Here is a 2,367-nt window from a genome sequence, read left to right as displayed (position 1 = left end):
TGGCGGGCGCGTTCCTCGGCCAGGTGGGCGAGTTCGTGGCCGCCGGAGGCCATGGTGTCCATCGCGTCCCAGGCTTCGCGGACCCGGTTCCACTCGGCGGTGAGGTCGCCCCAGCGTGAGCCGCCCTGCACGGTGGCGGTGCGCGATCCGCGGTGCTCGGCGAGCAGCCGGGTGAGCAGGCGGGCCTCGGCACCGCGGTGGGTCCCCTCCCCGACCCGGACGACCGGGTGCGCAGGGTGGGTGTCGGTCCGGCGCAGGACACGGTCGAGTTCGGTGTCGGTGTGCGCGCAGACCAGGACGCGCTGGCCGTGGGTGACGGCGGTGCGCACCAGCGCGTCCACGGCGATGTCGTCACCGGTCCCGGGCGGCGTGAGGGCGACGGTGAGCTGCTCGCGCATACCCGCGCGCACGAGGGCGTACTGGTCCTGGCCGAGCAGGGCGGCGCTGATGGGGACGGCGTCACCGCCGAGGGGCTCCCCGTCCTCGGTGGCCGGCGGCCCGACCAGGGCCTCCAGGGCCGTACCGCTGACGCGGTCGGGGTCGAGTCCGTGGTCGGTGGTGTGGTCGAGGTCGTCCAGGAGGCCTGCGGCGCCGCCGGGGGCGCAGTCGCGGCCGACAGGGTGCTCCTCGGGGCCGGCCCGGAAAACTACCGCGGCGTTGTGCGCCCCGGTCGCGGACCCGCGGGGGCCACCGCGGGTGGCGGCGGGGTCGATGTCGTCGACCCGTTCGATCTCCAGGCGTGAGAGCAGGCTGCGCACCTTCCCGAGCAGCTCGCCGACGGCGGCGGGACGCCGGGCATCACCCGGTCCCCCCGCGCGCAGGCGGGCACGGAGTTCGAAGAGGTCCTCGGGGTCGGTGATACCCAGCCGGGACAGGAGCGCGGCGTTGAGGTCGGGCGGGCCGACGGCGCGCATCCGGGCTCCGGGTGCCGTTGAGCGCACAGGCGCCCCGGTCTCGTCAACGGTCCGCACGTCGACGGTCAGCAGCGGCAGCGCGACGCGGTCGTGCCCCTCTCCGGTGAGCACCAGCGGGTAGCCGTACCGCAGCGACTGCCCGTAGCGGCCGGCGCACCGTGCCACACGCGCGGTGGCAGGGTCGGACCCCAGGGTCTCGGCGGCGCCGCTGAACAGCGGTTCCGGGCCGGCCGGCAGGCAGGCGCTCACGTCGGTGTCGATCTGGTCCTCGAGCACGACGTGGTGGTGCACGGCCTCACGGCGCACACAGGTGCGCAGGTAGGCCAGGAACGAGCACACCCCGCTTCGGTCCACGGAGGGTTTCCAGCGCAGCGAGGCAACACCCACCCCGGAGCGCCCGGTCGGCGCCGGCGGCCCGCCGGGTGCAGCGGTGGTGTCTTCCGTGATGGTGTCCTCGTGGTCCTGCAGTGACCGCACAGCCGCTCCCCCACCCCCGATCGGGTGATCAGGTGGTTACTCAAAGTCCGGATCCGCTCCATTGTCGTGGACGGCGCGGCCGGGGACCCGGGGAACGGGAAAACCGGTGCACCATTTCGTGCGGGCGGCGGTTCAGGGGGCGTCGCGCAGGGCGTCCAGCGACCACAGCGCCACGTGCAGGGAAAGGGAGGTTTCCACCGACTCCAGATCGGCGTCCAGCACGTTGGCGATACGGCGCAGGCGTTCGTAGAAGGCGGGTCGCGACAGGTGGGCGCGGGCGGCCGCGCGGGCCTTGTTCCGTCCCGAGTCCAGGTAGTGGCGGAGCATCTCGGTGAGGTCGCCGCCGTGCCGGTCGTCGTACTCCAGGAGCGGGCCGAGTTCGCGTTCGACGTAGGTCTGCAGGCGCTCGTCCTCACGGAACAGGTGCAGGAGTCCGCGCAGGTGCAGGTCCGGCAGGCGGTAGAAGGGACGGCGGTCGCTCTGGCGCAGGGCGACGTCACCTACCTGGCGCGCTTCGAGGAAGGAGCGCCGGACCTCGCGCACCCCGTCGGCGGTCGATCCCACGGCCAGGACCGCGTTGTCACCGAGCATGCCGTGGATCCGGTCGGCGAGCATGTGGAGCGTGGTCTCGAGGCGGCCGCGGTCGGGCAGAGCGAGCAGGATTCCCACACGCAGGTCGTCGAGGGAACCGACCAGCGCCGGCAGGCGCAGTGCGCGGCAGGCGCGGGCGGCGCCCTCGGCGGTGTCGGACAGTCGGGCCTCGGCGGCCAGCCCGGTGCCGCTCTCTCGTAGGCGCAGCACGAGCCCGACGAGTTCGCGGCCCTGCAGGGGTACCCCGACGGCGCGGGCGCGCACGAGGGCCTCCTCGGGGTCGGAGTAGGCACGGTCGAGGATCCCGGCGATGATCGTTCGGTGGGTCTGGCGTTCCAGGCTCTCCTGGTGGCGTTCGAGCAGGCGACCCAGGGCGAGGGTGGTG

General features: G+C 73.8%; 1 protein-coding gene and 1 pseudogene. Both read right to left on the bottom strand.

Annotation, left to right across the window (positions count from 1 at the left end):
* Positions 1-1,391, bottom strand: a pseudogene (locus tag D474_RS27515) (DNA helicase); the annotation flags it as partial.
* A 132-nt stretch (positions 1,392-1,523) separates the two neighbouring features.
* Positions 1,524-2,367, bottom strand: an 844-nt coding sequence (locus D474_RS0103560; protein WP_017612224.1) for a PucR family transcriptional regulator, incomplete at its 5' end; no start/stop codon positions are given.

This window comes from Nocardiopsis salina YIM 90010, from assembly GCF_000341025.1.
Lineage (GTDB): Bacteria > Actinomycetota > Actinomycetes > Streptosporangiales > Streptosporangiaceae > Nocardiopsis > Nocardiopsis salina.
Note: the sequence above shows the minus strand (reverse complement) of the source record. Positions and strands in the feature narration are given on the sequence as shown.